This is a genomic window from Photorhabdus asymbiotica (assembly GCF_003634575.1).
Classification (GTDB): domain Bacteria; phylum Pseudomonadota; class Gammaproteobacteria; order Enterobacterales; family Enterobacteriaceae; genus Photorhabdus; species Photorhabdus asymbiotica.
Genome location: NZ_RBLJ01000004.1, coordinates 14,515 through 30,453, shown reverse-complemented (window position 1 = coordinate 30,453; position 15,939 = coordinate 14,515). Strand labels below are relative to the sequence as shown.

Sequence of the window (15,939 nt, the reverse complement as noted above, 5' to 3'; positions counted from 1 at the left end):
GTTAAAAAATGCTGTGATTTGGTTACGCTGGGTGCTCCTACATCAGGGTAATCCGGAGACCTGGCGGCAGTATATGTGCTTCACATTATTATTACAATTCCAACACAATATGATTAGCTACATTTCCACTGAACAGTGATTAAGATCACGATTCAAACATATTGCACAAAATTAATTATCTTGTTTGACAAACTTTAAACATTTATCTTACATATATGGTTGAAAATGCTTTTGAGATTGATTTCCGATAAGAGGAAAGACTTCCCGAAAAGCTAAAGTTATGTAACTGTGTAGTCCGCACAAATCATAATCGTTTTTGTAGTCAATGCATAAAACATAACCTCAAAAACTCGCTAACAACCTAAAAACATTGTTGCCCGGGGTGAAATCTCAGCCTTAAATGTGATATTGGCCTGATTTCAAATTTTCTCCGGTAGCACAATGCCAGGGAGGCACAGTATAAGACTCTATTCCAATAGGCATCATTGGCGTAGGCCATTCTGGTCAATAAATTAAGGGCTTTGCTGCATGCAGAACCAGAATATGCACGGCAGCATGTGAACCGTGATTTTCTGATAAATCGCTCACTTGCGCAGGCCACACTAAGGTGCATTCAAAAGTTACCGCTTTTGGCAGAGCACTGCTTAGTGCTCGCTCTTGACTACAAAGAATGGCAAATAGAATAGCCTGATGAGATAGACTTTACATCGTGTCTTTCCGCCGCGGTTGTTAATAGTTATAAAAATGAAAGCGCTAAGGAGACTGTAATGGCAGATAACAAAGCAACTCTAACCCCAGATGGTACAGTTGCTATTGAATTGGACGTGCTAACACCTACCCTGGGGTCTAAAGTCATCGATGTTCGTACTCTTGGCTCCGAAGGTTTTTATACCTACGACCCCGGTTTTACTTCCACAGCATCTTGCGAATCCAAGATCACCTACATTGATGGCAACGAAGGCGTACTACTTCACCGTGGTTTTCCTATCGACCAACTGGCGACAAAATCCAATTATTTGGAAGTCTGCTATATCCTGTTGTATGGCGAAACACCAACACAAGAACAGTTTGATAAATTCAGAAAAACCATTACCCGCCATACCATGATCCATGAACAGATCAATCGCCTGTTCAATGGCTTCCGTCGTGATTCTCATCCAATGGCAGTATTGTGTGGTGTTACAGGGGCTTTGGCGGCTTTCTATCACGATGCTCTGGATGTGAACAATCCGCGCCACCGTGACATTACTGCATATCGTCTGCTGTCCAAAATGCCAACAGTGGCGGCAATGTGCTACAAATACTCTATTGGTCAGCCATTTGTTTATCCACGCAATGATCTTTCCTATGCAGGCAACTTCCTGCACATGATGTTCGCCACACCATGCGAAGAATATAAGGTAAATCCAGTACTAGAGCGTGCTATGGATCGTATCTTTATTCTGCATGCCGACCATGAACAGAACGCATCTACTTCTACAGTACGCACTGCGGGTTCTTCCGGTGCTAATCCATTTGCCTGCATTGCTGCGGGTATCGCTTCACTTTGGGGACCGGCTCATGGTGGAGCAAACGAAGCTTGCTTACGTATGTTGGAAGAAATTCAGTCGGTTGAACACATTCCTGAATTTATTGCACGCGCTAAAGACAAAAACGACTCTTTCCGCCTGATGGGATTTGGTCATCGCGTTTACAAAAACTATGACCCACGCGCAACAGTCATGCGTGAAACCTGCCACGAAGTATTAGATGAACTTGGGCTGAATGACAGTCTGCTGGAAGTTGCTATGGAACTTGAGCGGATTGCTCTGCACGACCCGTATTTTATTGAGAAGAAACTGTATCCGAACGTGGATTTCTACTCTGGCATCATCCTGAAAGCAATGGGTATTCCATCCACTATGTTCACTGTCATTTTTGCCATTGCCCGTACCGTCGGTTGGATCGCCCATTGGAGCGAAATGCATGATGACGGTGTAAAAATCGCCCGTCCTCGTCAACTCTACACTGGCTATACACAGCGCGATTTCAAAAGCCAGTTGGAAAAATAATAATTAAATCCGATTACGATAAGGGCAAAGCTCTAACCTGAGAGTTAGAGCTTTTGTTTAATTGGACAAACTATTCGGTAAAATTTGCTGGCAATACAATCACTACTGAAATCATCATAAAAATTGATCTCACTATCTTCCTTGTGTATGCTCGTTTTAAGAGCAGGTACTAAACCACCTTGTTCTCTAAATTATCAAACGTAGCCCCCGCTTGCGTGTGTAGCTAGATCACTGAGATCAAAATTCACAATTCTATGAAGCGGATAGAACAATGCTAGTTTTAAAAAGTTTGTAAAAACTTTGAAGCCCGCCTTCGGTGGGCTTCGCTTATTTCTGGCTAACGTATAATGAATCAAACTGGGTTTGGAATATCGATAAAAGTGACATCTAACCCATAATTATCCGCCAACCACTCACCTAAGGCCTTAATACCATAGCGTTCAGTGGCATGATGACCCGCAGCATAAAAATGCAATCCCATTTCACGGGCGATATGAACCGTCTGTTCCGAAGCTTCACCGGTAATAAAAGCATCAACACCAAATTCAGCCGCCTGCTGAATAAAACTCTGACCACCGCCGGTACACCAGGCAAGAGTGCGAATCTCTGCGGGTGCATTATCACCTACATGTAACGCTTTGCGACCAAACACCTGCTCAATACGTGCAGCTAACTCCGCTGGCGTCATTAGCTGCTCTAATTCCCCATATGGTACAAATGTATCAATCAATCCAACAACTTTTACACCAATCTGATGAGCCAGCTGTACGTTATTTCCCAGTGATGGATGAGCATCAAGCGGTAAATGATAGCCATATAAATTTATATCATTACAGAGTAGCGTTTTCAGACGATGACGTTTCATATTACGAATCACCACCGGCTCATTTTTCCAAAAATAGCCATGATGAACGATAACCGCATCAGCCTGATAGCGAACTGCTTCATCCAATAAGGCCTGGCAAGCTGTGACACCCGTAACGACCCGCTGAATATGAGCACGCCCTTCAACCTGTAGGCCATTGGGCGCATAATCCTGAAACTCTCTGATATGCAATTCTTCATTAATTACGCTTTCCAGTTCAATATTATGCATCATATCCGTCCTATATTTTAATTGCGTGGAAGTAACATACTCATCCACACCCGCTATAGTAAATAGGCTTTATTGATTTTTCTGATCCCTGATAAAACAAAACGCCCTGCCAGAATTAACGGACAAGGCGTCAAACTTTTATCAACCGCGGAAAACCAAGTTAACCTGATTTCCTGCTAACCAAACATTAATTATTTCTGACTGTAATAACCAACTCTGATTGTGCTAACCATACTGGCTTATCACTGGTTTTTATCCATACACGGTACAAATAACTGTAAAAACGTGTGCGATCACGGCGGAACAACATAACCGGTAACGCCAACACACCTAACGTCACAGCACTGATACGACGTAAGAGAACCTGATGCCAAGGGTATTTACGATATACAGACATATAGACCCTCCTTTAAAAAGACCCCGCTTGTTTGCAGACTCTAAAAAACAACAATCTGTAAATTGTCTAAAATTTTATCGGATAAAATGAAAATTTACCACTTTTTATACCCCTTTTTAGGGTTATTTATCATTATTTTTTCTCGCTATTATGTAATTTAATTACAAAAAACATGATAAGAACGTATATTAAAAACAAATTATAAACATTTTATTAACACCAGGTAAAAATATTAGTAATATACCCAATAGATTTCAAGTTGCAGTGCGGCAGCAAGTGAACGCATCCCCAGGAGCATAGATAACTATGTGACTGGGGTAAGTGAACGCAGCCAACAAAACAGCAGCTTGAAAGATGAAGGGTATAAACAATACCAAAGTCCGATGTTTTGATACCTGACTGTCTAATAGTCATCGTCAAAATCACTTTTTTATGAAAGAAAATAATCAGATTATTTTACTGATGAAAAATTTCATAAAAGGTAAAATCCCGTTTTATCCTTCGCTTATTTTACATTTATCTAACCTGATATAACCATTTAAAAACGCGAATAAAGAGAGATTAAAGTTTTATATAAAAAGTGGATTTAACTCAGTAAATATTCTTTTTAGCGGGACATACTTAGGTGCTTTATTGCCGTAATTTTACAAATTAATTCATAAAAATAACGGCAATAAAAGGGATACGGAGTTCAGATCGGGCTGCTCCTTAAAATCCCGGATAAACGCCTTTTCAGGCAATCATTGGATCAACAAGGAATTTTTTTCCAGCATAGGTATAATCTGTGTAGCGTTTCAAATCTGAGTAATTTTCATATTCTTATCCTTAAACTCTAGTGGCAGAGATGCTACAATACTAATGCCTGATAGTGGTTTAAGCACCTCTCTTAAAATAATTAATTTTTGCTCAAGCTCCTGTGAACGGATATTATTAGCTCTGTGGGGGACATTACACGAATTATTTACAGGGTCGATATCAATGAATAAGCTATTTTTTCCAATCATTCCACTCATTCTTTCATTGCAAGGAGTACCTTATGCCTCTGCGGCACAAAATTATGTTCATCCAATTATTAACATAAACACTATTATGGGAAAAAGCCAGTTGGTGTTTTATGAAGCCTCAAAAAATGAAGGCTATGAATATTGTGGGGGAGAAGGAACAGGCATTATAGCTAAAGTAATAACGCCTAAAAAAGAGATCATAATCGACTGTTATGACTTCTATAAAGAAATGCCCAAAGTTCTTACTGTTGTACTAAAAAAGATTCCCAATAGCAAATATCCACAAATATTCGTACTTACATCAACATTTGATTCAAATGCTGCTATTGATGGTACATTATATCAAACTCATGCTTATAATACTTCAAAAGTAAACATACCAGAAATCAAGTTAAATAGTGAATTTTCATGCATAGATGGATATTCATACGAAGAAAATAAAAAACTGACCTGCGATTTGAAGAATGCAAACGCACTTAATAAACTATTTTAGAGATTAAACAATACGGGTTATAAATAATATAATCCGTATCTTATTTTTCACTTAAACGCATCATCAAAAATATGTTGAATGATTATCCTATTAAATTGTTTTCTCCTCTCTTCATAACTATCAGTATGAAAATTAATTTTTGCTGTTATCTTATCTACTGTAGAATCATCATTTCCTTGATCCGCAATTTTAAATAGATTTTCTCTGAGCCAGAAATATACAGCAGAGCGTATGCAATATACAGCCTCTTCAAGTTTTGAAGGCTCATCAAGAAAATCTATTGAATCCATCCAATGGGCCTTATAAAAATCGTTAAATCCACTATAATTATCTTTCCCTGTCAATTGGATACCTCCACGGCCTTTATATTTCATACCATCACCAGATTCCATATCTCCATTCCCTAACCTATTAGCATATACCCAATAGATTTCGAGTTGCAGCGCGGCGGCAAGTGAATGCATCCCCAGGAGCATAGATAACTATGTGACTGGGGTGCGTGAACGCAGCCAACAAAGCAGCAACTTGAAGGATGAAGGGTATAGATTCTTTTTGCAATTGCATTCTCATCAGCATGCTTAACTATTTTCTTACCTTCTTTTTTATAAGCATAAAGCGCGGCCTCATTAGGATGATTTCGAAAATAACTAAACTTAGAAATTAGTGCGTCTTTACTGTAATTCAATCCCTCACATGGATTAGCTATAGCTCCCATTTCTACTCTGACTTGAGCAAAAAAGTGACTTAACCGTTGTAAAGAGTTTAGCTTATAAGTCTCAGCATGCTCATTAATTTCATTTGCAATTCCTTGTAGAAATAACTCCTTAGCGGGTTTATGCAACCCATTAAATAATGAATAGAGCATATCTATTGTGATATTGATGCATCTTTTATCATCAAGATAATTTAAGAATACCACAGGATGCATATGCCATACCGGTTTCCCACTGCTAAACGGTGCCACCTCTTTCATCCATACCTGACTGTCCAGATACTGCCGCCAGAACCGATTCACTGTGCGGTTCTTTACCACATTCGTAAAAAAGTTCTCCCATGGTCCACTATGACTGTCTTCATACCATTCACTGCTGCGCTTCACGATAAACCGCGTCACCACATTTATCATTTCCGGGTTATACAATCCAAGCCGCACCTCCTGCGCATTCAACTGTCCATCGCCATCTTTATCCAGCTTCCGCAAAATACGTTCATAACGGGCCGGGACCAGCGCATGGTCTATCCGCCTGTCCTGCTTTGCCACCGCCAGTAAATGACGCAACCATCCTTTCACGCATTCCTCGCCTGTCAACTTGCTGAAATCCGTGGTCGCCTCCTCTTCCAATAAACGAAACCCCAGCTTATTCAGGTCATGTTGATCGACCTCCGCCACCTGTTCACCGTTCTGTTTTACCCAGCTGGTCTGTGTCACTTTGTACCAGTTCACCCCCTTTTTATCCTTAATCGGGCAGGTCAATCCTTTCGCCAACACGATTTCCTGCTGGGTCGTGACCCCTAAAGGGGTAAAAATCTTGTGGGTCGCATCATAGCTGTGCAACATCTGGTCAAAACCGCAGATAACATATTTTCGGCCATCGGCCAGATGCTTCGTGTTATTCACAAAATCCGGCAGCTTATCGTCAGCACTCAGCACTTCAATATGCGTAAAATAGTAAGACATTCGGTCCGGTAACTGCACCGCCGGCGATTCAAATAATCCCAGATGCCCTATCGGGTCTCCGGCAGCCATTTTAATCACCGCCTCACCCGTCAATGTTTGTACACAGTCAAAGGCCCCTTTTTTCACTGCCGCCTGCATCCAAACCGGCATATGAGGGCAGGCTTCTCCTGCCTGCTCAGCAAACTGCGGCTGTAACGCCACCCAAAATTTCTTCTCATCTTTGACTATACCCCCCTCCAATTTCTGCGCCAGACCAAAACGCATTTTTTCATAACGGGCCGTGAGCGGGATCGGCGAAAAGAAATCCGCGGTCTGATACACCAAAAACTCATCACCGTGTTTCAAGGTGCCATTTTCCGGCAGAATATCATAATCACGCCCTTCACCCCGTTCGGTCACCCCGGCAGGTATCCCATACTCTCCCTCATTATTTGCCTAAAACCGGTGAGTATGCAGGGTGTGCTGAACAATCGCTTTATAACGCGGGTAGACCGGGTAATCACTCACCGGCGCCAGATGCATATACAGGCTGTAGAATGTCAACAACGTTTCATCCTGTGCCTGGTACTCTGATTTCACCAGCACAAACGTACTGGAGTATTTCAGCTGTTCATCACGAAAATATGGCGCCTGTAAATACGCATTATTCAGCCGGTAAGCCACCACCTCCCCCTCAGCCATACAACGCAGCGGCATCACTTTGTTCTGGTGCAACAAATCCGGTGTCAGTTTGGCATACGGCGCACTGGCCCGGTCACTGAGATGCACCCCGCCGTGCCATTGACCATTCGCCCCGACCTTCATCAAAGTAAAAAACAACTCTCATTGCAGTAAACCATTTAACCTTTTTATAGAGCAAAATGTAGGAAAAAAACTATCTGCTTTCTTTAACAATAAACCAATATTGAAAAATACTACTATAGTTACTCCAATTTATGTCGAAAATGGCTTCTATCAGGCAATAGACTCGAATACAACATTCGAAGAAATAGTTAACTATTTAAATTGATGAAAATCTATGGCTTATTTTTCTGCCAGAAAGAAGCCATAGATTAATTAAGTATTTTCTTAAAACAATTCATATATAGAGTATTTTTTGTTAAATCCTAATAACCTTATTAATACTCAACAGTGATTATTTATCCTTGTGAATGACTTTTGAAACAAATAATCCAAGCAGCCTTTGACGAAGGTTCTTTTTAACTTCTCTAATACTTTATTATCATTTTTACACTTTTTTTACACATCCACTCACTCTTTTATCAGCTTCTTTGCATCTGCTTGCCTAACCTTTACCTATCCAAATTCTAAGGAGATAAGCAATGAGTATATTCCTCATTTCCGGCGTATTAATGGTAGCCCTGTTACTAGCTTACCTAATTTATGCGTTACTTCATGCGGAGGATTTTTAAATGGCTGCATCCGCTTTTTTACTGATTACCAGTTTCCTACTCATTTTAATGGTACTGGCAAAACCGCTCGGAAATATTATTGCCAATATGATCGAAGGTGATATTCCACACTGGCTGACGAAAACAGAGTCTGGCCTTTGGCGTTGTTGCGGTTTACAGAAGCCTGGCGGCGCTGTTAAAGAGATGAACTGGTGGCAATACGCATTAGCTATCATCATTTTTAATCTGACTGGGCTATTACTGCTATTTATCCTTTTAATCACACAAGGAGGTCTCCCACTTAATCCTCAACATTTCCCCGGGCTTAAATGGGATCTGGCACTCAATACAGCGGTCAGTTTTATTACCAATACCGACTGGCAAGCATACAGTGGAGAAAATACTCTCAGCTACCTCAGTCAGATGACTGGCCTGACAGTTCAGAACTTTCTTTCGGCAGCGACCGGTATCGCGGTAGCATTTGCCCTGATTCGCGCGTTTTCCCGTCATGGCGTGGAAACCGTGGGAAACGCCTGGGTTGATATCACACGTATTACGCTGTATCTGCTGTTACCGCTGTCTATGATTATCGCGCTGGTTTTTGTCAGTCAGGGCGTGATACAGAATTTCGAGCCTTATCAGCTAATTCATACCATTGAAGACCAACAGCAATTCATTCCGATGGGACCTGTTGCCTCACAGGAAGCTATTAAGTTGTTGGGAACCAATGGCGGTGGATTTTTTGCTGCTAATTCATCCCACCCTTTTGAAAATCCAACTGCTATCAGCAACTTTATTCAGATCTTATCAATCCTGCTGATCCCCAGTGCACTCTGCTTTGCCTTTGGTCAGGTCATTGGCGATAACCGTCAGGGACACGCTTTATTATGGGCGATGTGTATCATCTTCGTTGTTGCTACTGTGGTGGTCATGTACGCCGAATTGAAAGGCAATCCACATCTCAGCTTGTTAGGTGCTGACAGCAATATCAATATGGAAGGTAAGGAGAGCCGCTTCGGTATTCTGGCTACCTCAATTTACGCCGTAGTAACAACCGCCGCTTCCTGTGGTGCCGTTAACGCCATGCATGATTCCTTCACCGCACTTGGCGGTATGATCCCAATGTGGCTGATACAGATTGGCGAGGTCGTATTCGGTGGCGTGGGTTCCGGTTTATACGGCATGTTGCTGTTTGTTCTGCTAACCGTTTTTATCGCCGGTTTAATGATAGGCCGTGCCCCTGAATATCTCGGGAAAAAAATCGAAGTATTCGAGATGAAAATGGTTGCACTGGCGATTCTGGTGACGCCTACGCTGGTGCTTTTAGGAACTGCGCTTGTCATATCAACAGAAAATGGACGCGCGGGAATTCTGAACCCTGGCGCTCATGGTTTCAGTGAAGTGCTCTATGCCCTTTCCTCTGCGGCCAACAATAACGGCAGTGCTTTCTCTGGCCTCAGTACCAACAACATGTTCTACAACCTACTGCTGGCAACAGTGATATTTCTTGGCCGTTTTGGTGTCATTCTGCCGGTACTGGCTATTGCCGGCTCTTTGGTAACAAAAAAACGTCAGCCTGCCAGCAATGGCACACTACCAACCTATAGCCCGCTGTTTATCGGCTTATTGATCCTGACCATTATGTTAATCGGTGCATTGACCTTTATTCCGGCTCTGATCCTTGGCCCGGTCATTGAACATTTACAAATTTGGCTGATGGCCCGGTAAATGCCAAAGTGAGGAATACCATGACAAACAAACAACAGGCATTATTCGAACCGTCTTTAATTCGTAATGCGCTTATTGATGCAATAAAAAAATGCCACCCGGCAGCGCAATGGCGTAATCCAGTGATGTTTGTGGTCTATCTGGGTAGCGGGTTAACCACCATTTTATGGATTGCTATGCTGGCTGGTCAGCTTAAAGAAAATACGCTGTTTACTGGCAACATTGCCTTATGGCTATGGTTTACCGTGCTGTTCGCTAACTTTGCCGAAGCATTGGCAGAAGGCAGAAGCAAAGCACAAGCCGCGAGTCTTAAAGGTGTGAGAAAAACCAGCTGGGCGACTAAACTCACCTCAGCCAGTCGTGATGCAAGCCAAGAGAAAGTCCCTTCTGATAGCCTGCGCAAAGGGGACATTGTCATTATTGAAGCCGGTGAAACCATCCCTTGTGATGGTGAAGTTATCGAAGGTGGCGCTTCCGTTGATGAAAGTGCTATCACCGGAGAATCTGCCCCGGTTATCCGCGAATCTGGCGGTGACTTCTCTTCTGTCACTGGCGGTACACGCGTGCTGTCTGACTGGCTTATGGTTGAATGTTCGGTCAATCCCGGTGAAACTTTTCTTGACCGCATGATTTTCATGGTGGAAGGCGCTAAACGTCGCAAGACGCCCAATGAGATTGCCCTGACCATTCTGCTCACCGCGCTGACGATTATCTTCCTGTTGGTGTGTGTCACTCTGCTGCCATTCTCAATATTTAGTGTGGAAGCGAACCAGTCTGGTCAACCTATCACTATCACCGTATTAATCGCGTTATTAGTCTGTCTTATTCCTACAACTATTGGCGGTCTACTTTCTGCGATTGGTGTCGCAGGTATGAGCCGCATGCTGGGTGCTAATGTCATCGCCACCAGCGGACGTGCCGTTGAAGCGGCGGGTGATGTGGATGTCCTACTGCTGGATAAAACCGGCACAATCACATTAGGGAACCGTCAGGCATCTCAGTTTCTACCTGTACCCGGAGTGACGGAGCAACAGCTGGCAGATGCGGCTCAGCTCTCTTCTCTGGCAGATGAAACACCGGAAGGACGCAGCATCGTCATTCTGGCAAAACAGCGATTCAATCTGCGCGAACGTGATTTGCATTCACTGAATGCGACTTTTGTTCCTTTCTCCGCCATGACCCGCATGAGCGGCGTTAATGTGGAAAATCGCCTGATCCGCAAAGGCGCTGTAGACGCAATCCGCCGTCATATTGAAATCAATCACGGAAAATTCCCTGAAGCAGTAGAAATTTTGGTGCAAACAGTGGCACGTAAAGGAGGTACACCGCTGGTTGTAGCAGAAAATCAACGAGTATTGGGTGTTGTGGCGCTGAAAGATATTGTTAAAGGCGGCATCAAAGAACGATTTAGTGAAATGCGCCGCATGGGAATCAAAACCGTCATGATTACTGGCGATAACCGCCTAACCGCGGCGGCTATTGCCGCTGAAGCCGGCGTAGATGATTTTCTGGCTGAGGCGACACCCGAAGCCAAACTGGCCCTTATCCGCCAATATCAATCCGAAGGCCGTCTGGTCGCCATGACTGGCGATGGAACTAATGATGCCCCTGCACTTGCTCAGGCTGATGTTGCCGTTGCCATGAATTCAGGCACTCAGGCAGCCAAAGAAGCCGGCAACATGGTGGATTTAGATTCCAACCCAACCAAACTGATTGAGGTGGTTCATATTGGTAAACAGATGCTAATGACACGCGGTTCTCTGACCACATTCAGTATCGCCAATGATATTGCAAAATATTTTGCTATTATCCCGGCGGCGTTTGCCGTCACGTATCCACAATTAAATGTCTTGAATATCATGCACCTGTATTCACCCACTTCAGCGGTTTTATCCACCGTTATCTTTAATGCACTCATTATTGTGTTTCTGATCCCACTGGCTCTGAAAGGTGTCAGCTATCGGCCAATGCATGCATTGTCACTTTTACGCCGCAATCTGTGGATTTATGGCCTGGGTGGTCTGATAGCGCCTTTCATCGGCATCAAACTGATAGATATGTTATTGACTTTGCTGATATTTAAATAAAGGTGATGAAAATGATTTGGTTACGTTCTTCTGTTGTATTGTTGATATTTCTGACTCTGATTACTGGCGTAGCTTATCCATTGCTGGCAACGGGTTTGTCAGAACTGATGTTTCCTTATCAGGCACAAGGCTCCATGGTGGAACAAGATGGTCAAGTGATTGGCTCTGAATTGATTGGTCAACCCTTCACTAAAGATATCTATTTTCAAGGGCGCCCTTCCGCTACCGCAGACCACCCTTATAACCCCCAGTTATCCGGTGGCAGCAATTTGTCTGTCTCCAATCCAATACTGGCTGATGAAATCAAACATAGAGTTGAGCAACTGCGCAAATTTAACCGCCAACCAGACATTCCAGTGCCGGTTGATCTGGTGACAGCATCCGGGAGTGGCCTTGATCCCCACATCTCACCCGCAGCCGCTAACTTTCAAGCCCAACGTGTCGCTGATGCACGCCGTTTACCCGTTAAAGTGATAAACCAGCTAATCAGAGATAATACGGAAACACCGCCATCAGAATTTCTCGGTGAACCGGTAATTAATGTGTTAAAACTCAATCTTGCTCTGGATAATTTACAAAAGAAACAACAGTAAGGCTGGAACATGGATCAACACGAACCACAACGTCCTGACCCTGATGAATTACTGACACTGGTTAATGAGAAACAGCGCGGTAAATTAAAAATATTTTTCGGTGCCTGCGCTGGCGTGGGAAAAACCTATGCCATGTTACAAGAAGCTCATAGATTACGTACTCAAGGGCTGGATGTGGTTATCGGCGTAGTAGAAACTCATGAGCGGCAGGGAACTGCCGCTTTGCTTGATGGTCTACCGCAACTGTCATCTAAACAGATGCACTACCAAAGACGGAAAATCACCGTCTTTGATCTTGATGCCGCCATTGCCCGTCACCCGGCAATCATTCTGATGGATGAACTAGCCTTCAGTAATCCTCACGGCAGCCGCCATCCCAAACGCTGGCAGGATGTTGAAGAATTACTTGAGGCTGGAATAGATGTACTAACGACCATTAACGTTCAGCATCTGGAAAGCCTTAATGATGTCGTTGGTGATATTACCGGCATCCGAGTCAGAGAAACCATTCCTGATCATATCTTTGATCAAGCGAATGAAATCGTGTTGGTTGATCTGCCGCCCGATGATCTGCGCCAGCGACTTAATGAAGGCAAGGTATATATTCCCAGCCAGGCAGAACGCGCCATTGAAAACTTTTTCCGTAAGGGAAATTTGATTGCATTGCGGGAGTTGGCTTTACGTCGTACTGCCGATCGCGTTGATGATCAGATGCGCGCCTTCCGCGATACACAAGGACGTGAACCTGTCTGGCATACCCGCGATAATCTTCTGCTATGCATCGGTCACAGTTCTGGTAATGAAAAACTGATCCGTACCGCAGCCCGCCTTGCCGCTCGGCTAGGTTGTATCTGGCATGCAATTTATGTTGAAACGCCAAAACTGCACCAATTGCCTGAAGGCAAACGGCGCACCATCTTAAAAGCGCTCAGATTAGCGCATGAATTGGGTGCAGAAACCGCGACACTCTCCGATCCAAACAAAGAAAAAGCGGTATTACGTTATGCAAGAGAACATAACCTTGGCAAAATTCTGATCGGTCGTCGTTGTAAATCCCGCCTGAAGTTGTTTGACTGGAAATGGCTGCCCGGTTTTGCTGACCGATTAGGAAAACTGGGGCCAGATTTGGATTTAGTCATTGTCGCTCTGGAAGATCGCGGTCAATGGGATAAAGAGCTGGACAACCGCCCTGTCAGTGAAAAATGGCAAGGACAAATTCAAGGTTGCCTGGCTGCTATCACTCTCTGCACTCTGATTACCTTGTTCTCCCGTACTCTTCTGCTGACTCTTGATAAAGCTAATCTTGTCACTCTTTACCTGCTTGGCGTCGTTATTATCGCGCTGTTTTATGGACGCTGGCCGTCAGTATTTGCCGCTTTTATTAATGTCATCAGTTTCGATATTTTCTTTGTCCAACCGCACTGGTCTCTTGCTGTCACGGATATGCAGTATCTATTGACCTTTACCGTCATGCTAATCGTGGGGGTCGTGGTAGGAAACCTAACAGCTGGAATGAGATATCAGGCGCGCATTGCTCGTTACCGCGAGCAGCGCACCCGACATCTGTATGAAATGACCCGTGAACTTAGCCGAACCCTGAATGAAAAGGATATTGCCCAAACCAGTTACCATTTCCTTGCCAATGGTTTTCAGGCTAAAACCGGCCTATTTTTACCCAATGATGATGGTGAATTGCGCCAGCTCACGTCAAATAATGGCGGTAATATGTTGATTGATGATGCCATTGCGAAATGGAGTTTTGATAAGAACCAACCAGCGGGCGCGGGAACCGATACCTTGCCCAGCGTACCTTATCAATTACTACCAGTGGCAACCCCCTCGCAGACTTTTGGTGTACTGGCTATTGAACCCGCCTATTTACGCCAGCTACTTATCCCTGAGCAACAGCGATTACTGCAAACTTTTACCCGATTAATTGCCAACGCACTAGAAAGATTACAACTCTCCCGTCAGGCAGAATTGGCTAAATTGGATACAGAACGGGAACAATTACGTAACTCACTTCTGGCAGCACTTTCACACGATTTACGTACCCCTCTGACGGTGCTTTTCGGCCAAGCAGAAATCCTGATGCTAGACTTATCCGCTGAAGGCTCTCCACACACTAAGCAAGTGAATCAAATCCGTCAGCAAATTCTCAGTACTTCCCGTCTGGTCAACAATTTGCTGGATATGGCACGTATCCAATCCGGGGGAATTCAACTCAATCTGGAATGGCAATCACTGGAAGAGATCGTCGGCAGTACCTTGCGTTCACTGGAATATGCGCTCAATCGTCACCCGGTCACCGTTTCCCTACCATCGGGCTTATTACTGCATTGTGATGGCAGTTTACTGGAACGTGTCTTTATCAATCTATTAGAAAACGCCATCAAATATACAGCTGAGCAAACCCCATTGGGCATTAAGGCAACAACAGAAAAAAATCAGATTCACATTGAAGTTTGGGATGCAGGCAAAGGCATTCCACCACAACAGGAACAATTAATTTTCGATAAATTTTCCCGCGCCCTCAAAGAATCTGCCATTCCTGGAGTCGGCCTTGGATTAGCCATCTGTCGCGCAATTATTGAAATCCATCGTGGGAATATTTGGGCTGCCAACAACGAAAAAGGTGGAGCAAGCTTTCACTTTGTTCTACCGTTAGAGAAGCCACCTGAAATTGAAGAGCTCACTGAGGAAATGTGACTATTACCAGCAACAGTACCATCTTAATTATTGAGGACGAAAAAGAGATCCGACGCTTTGTTCGGCTAGCGTTGGAAGGTGAAGGCTGTCGCGTATTTGAAAGTGATACGCTGAAACGAGGTCTGATTGAAGCAGGAACTCGTAAGCCTGATCTGATTATTCTTGATTTAGGGCTACCCGATGGTGACGGCATTAATTTGATCCGTGATCTGCGCCAGTGGAGTTCAATTCCGGTTATTGTTCTTTCTGCCCGTGATACAGAAACCGTTAAAGTGGCAGCACTGGATGCCGGCGCGGATGATTATCTCAGTAAACCCTTTGGTATTAGTGAACTGTTAGCAAGAGTCCGGGTTGCCTTGCGCCGTTTTGCCAGAACCCATCAGGAAGAACCTATCGTTCATTTTTCTGATGTCACCGTCGATCTCATTAATCGCCGGATAACTAAAAGCGATAAAGAATTACATCTAACTCCCATTGAGTTCCGTTTGCTAGGAGAATTATTAGCAAATAGCGGTAAAGTACTCACTCAACGCCAACTACTAAATCAGGTTTGGGGTCCTAACTATGTCGAACATAACCATTATCTACGGATTTATATGGGACATCTGCGCCAAAAACTAGAAACCGACCCAACCAGACCAAAACATTTGCTAACTGAAACCGGCGTTGGCTATCGTTTTATGCCGTGACTCACTCCCACTGCTAATTCACT

13 protein-coding genes are annotated in these 15,939 nt (G+C 43.8%); 8 read left to right on the top strand and 5 right to left on the bottom strand.

Annotated features, from left to right (window positions below):
• The first annotated feature begins 767 nt into the window (after window positions 1-767).
• Window positions 768-2,051, top strand: coding sequence for a citrate synthase (locus tag BDD30_RS15940; protein ID WP_015835107.1), 1,284 nt, complete (start codon window positions 768-770; stop codon window positions 2,049-2,051).
• A 352-nt stretch (window positions 2,052-2,403) separates the two neighbouring features.
• Here BDD30_RS15940 and BDD30_RS15935 read toward each other — a convergent pair whose 3' ends face one another.
• Window positions 2,404-3,150, bottom strand: a complete 747-nt coding sequence (locus BDD30_RS15935; protein ID WP_269450426.1) for a type 2 GTP cyclohydrolase I — start codon at window positions 3,148-3,150, stop codon at window positions 2,404-2,406.
• Window positions 3,151-3,334: 184 nt separating this feature from the next.
• Window positions 3,335-3,544, bottom strand: coding sequence for a YbfA family protein (locus BDD30_RS15930; RefSeq protein ID WP_015835109.1), 210 nt, complete (start codon window positions 3,542-3,544; stop codon window positions 3,335-3,337).
• Window positions 3,545-4,522: 978 nt separating this feature from the next.
• Between BDD30_RS15930 and BDD30_RS15920 the strand changes: the two genes are divergently transcribed.
• The gene (locus BDD30_RS15920) at window positions 4,523-5,041 is read left to right on the top strand and encodes a hypothetical protein (protein WP_015835110.1); all 519 of its coding nucleotides are present in this window, start codon (window positions 4,523-4,525) and stop codon (window positions 5,039-5,041) included.
• Between the two features lie 47 nt (window positions 5,042-5,088).
• Here BDD30_RS15920 and BDD30_RS15915 read toward each other — a convergent pair whose 3' ends face one another.
• From BDD30_RS15915 to BDD30_RS15910, 3 genes are read right to left on the bottom strand one after another with little or no spacing between them, the layout of a single operon-like run.
• Entirely contained in the window at window positions 5,089-5,433 is a 345-nt protein-coding gene (locus BDD30_RS15915) for a hypothetical protein (protein WP_041382167.1), read from the bottom strand.
• Between the two features lie 11 nt (window positions 5,434-5,444).
• Window positions 5,445-7,118 carry a hypothetical protein gene (locus BDD30_RS23220; protein ID WP_015835112.1) on the bottom strand — a complete coding sequence of 558 codons (1,674 nt, stop codon included), beginning with the start codon at window positions 7,116-7,118 and terminating at the stop codon, window positions 5,445-5,447.
• A gap of 36 nt (window positions 7,119-7,154) precedes the next feature.
• The gene (locus BDD30_RS15910; RefSeq protein ID WP_147408139.1) at window positions 7,155-7,526 is read right to left on the bottom strand and encodes a hypothetical protein; all 372 of its coding nucleotides are present in this window, start codon (window positions 7,524-7,526) and stop codon (window positions 7,155-7,157) included.
• A 515-nt stretch (window positions 7,527-8,041) separates the two neighbouring features.
• On the opposite strand from BDD30_RS15910, the gene kdpF reads away from it, so the two are divergent.
• Genes kdpF through kdpE form a run of 6 tightly spaced genes read left to right on the top strand, consistent with a single transcriptional unit; the run spans window position 8,042 to window position 15,916 of the window.
• Window positions 8,042-8,131, top strand: coding sequence for a K(+)-transporting ATPase subunit F (gene kdpF, locus BDD30_RS15900; RefSeq protein WP_041382171.1), 90 nt, complete (start codon window positions 8,042-8,044; stop codon window positions 8,129-8,131).
• Window positions 8,132-9,838 carry a potassium-transporting ATPase subunit KdpA gene (gene kdpA, locus BDD30_RS15895; RefSeq protein ID WP_015835114.1) on the top strand — a complete coding sequence of 569 codons (1,707 nt, stop codon included), beginning with the start codon at window positions 8,132-8,134 and terminating at the stop codon, window positions 9,836-9,838.
• Window positions 9,839-9,858: 20 nt separating this feature from the next.
• Window positions 9,859-11,925 carry a potassium-transporting ATPase subunit KdpB gene (kdpB, locus tag BDD30_RS15890; protein ID WP_015835115.1) on the top strand — a complete coding sequence of 689 codons (2,067 nt, stop codon included), beginning with the start codon at window positions 9,859-9,861 and terminating at the stop codon, window positions 11,923-11,925.
• Between the two features lie 11 nt (window positions 11,926-11,936).
• Complete coding sequence (gene kdpC / locus BDD30_RS15885; RefSeq protein WP_015835116.1) at window positions 11,937-12,518, top strand: potassium-transporting ATPase subunit KdpC; 582 nt, start codon at window positions 11,937-11,939, stop codon at window positions 12,516-12,518.
• Window positions 12,519-12,527: 9 nt separating this feature from the next.
• Window positions 12,528-15,227, top strand: coding sequence for a two-component system sensor histidine kinase KdpD (kdpD, locus tag BDD30_RS15880; RefSeq protein ID WP_015835117.1), 2,700 nt, complete (start codon window positions 12,528-12,530; stop codon window positions 15,225-15,227).
• Window positions 15,224-15,916 (top strand): two-component system response regulator KdpE, encoded by a 693-nt coding sequence (kdpE, locus tag BDD30_RS15875; RefSeq protein ID WP_015835118.1) that lies wholly within the window; start codon window positions 15,224-15,226, stop codon window positions 15,914-15,916. Before kdpD ends, kdpE begins: the two co-directional genes overlap by 4 nt.
• Window positions 15,917-15,939: the final 23 nt, after the last annotated feature.

Bases quoted from the DNA above. Each gene is read 5' to 3' on its own strand.
- BDD30_RS15935 (WP_269450426.1), bottom strand. From the start codon at position 3,150: ATGATGCATAATATTGAACTGGAAAGCGTAATTAATGAAGAATTGCAT.
- BDD30_RS15930 (WP_015835109.1), bottom strand. From the start codon at position 3,544: ATGTCTGTATATCGTAAATACCCTTGGCATCAGGTTCTCTTACGTCGT.
- kdpD (WP_015835117.1), top strand. From the start codon at position 12,528: ATGGATCAACACGAACCACAACGTCCTGACCCTGATGAATTACTGACA.
- kdpA (WP_015835114.1), top strand. From the start codon at position 8,132: ATGGCTGCATCCGCTTTTTTACTGATTACCAGTTTCCTACTCATTTTA.
- kdpF (WP_041382171.1), top strand. From the start codon at position 8,042: ATGAGTATATTCCTCATTTCCGGCGTATTAATGGTAGCCCTGTTACTA.
- BDD30_RS15915 (WP_041382167.1), bottom strand. From the start codon at position 5,433: ATGGAATCTGGTGATGGTATGAAATATAAAGGCCGTGGAGGTATCCAA.
- kdpB (WP_015835115.1), top strand. From the start codon at position 9,859: ATGACAAACAAACAACAGGCATTATTCGAACCGTCTTTAATTCGTAAT.
- BDD30_RS15940 (WP_015835107.1), top strand. From the start codon at position 768: ATGGCAGATAACAAAGCAACTCTAACCCCAGATGGTACAGTTGCTATT.
- BDD30_RS15920 (WP_015835110.1), top strand. From the start codon at position 4,523: ATGAATAAGCTATTTTTTCCAATCATTCCACTCATTCTTTCATTGCAA.
- kdpC (WP_015835116.1), top strand. From the start codon at position 11,937: ATGATTTGGTTACGTTCTTCTGTTGTATTGTTGATATTTCTGACTCTG.